1 protein-coding gene is annotated in these 541 nt (G+C 65.1%); it reads right to left on the bottom strand.

The window, feature by feature from the left end; genetic code table 11:
* Positions 1 to 541, bottom strand: a 541-nt coding sequence (locus AC1DSO_RS24805; protein WP_477071339.1) for a glutamate-cysteine ligase family protein, incomplete at both ends; no start/stop codon positions are given.

The raw sequence follows: 541 nt of genomic DNA, 5'->3' as shown, positions 1-541 counted from the left end.
AGGGTACTGCTGGTGCGTGACGCCGCCGCGGAAGCGGTCGGCCGCCTGGCGTATGACTTCGGCCAGCAGGTGCTCCTCGCCCTGTTTTTCGCGCAGCCAGCGGGCGTCGTTGTCGCCGCGCTCCACGCTGTTGCGCAGCAGGTGCAGCGAAGCGCCCGCGCCCATACCGGTGGCATGGCGCTCGATTTGCCCCATGGTCTGCAGGATGTGCTCGCGCAGCGGCATGTGGCCGCCGGTGGCTGGGTCCACATAGACCGCGTCCAGGCCGAAGCGGCAGGCCTGGAAACGGTTGTAGGTGTAGACCAGGTAGTCGTCCTCGGTGGGCATGAAGGGCTGTTCGTGCATGAACCAGGAAGCCAGCGACTGCACGAAGCCGGCCAGCGCGGTGGCGCGCTCCACCGTGAGCGGTGTGTCGAACACCCGGATTTCGATGGTGCCGAATTCCGGCTTGGGCCGAATGTCCCAGTAGAAATCCTTCATGCTCTTGACCACGCCGGTGCGCGTCATCTTGTCGAAATAGACGGTGAAATCGTCCCAGGTC

Source organism: Caulobacter sp. P4_E5 (assembly GCF_056401555.1).
This window is presented reverse-complemented; position numbering and strand designations above follow the sequence as displayed.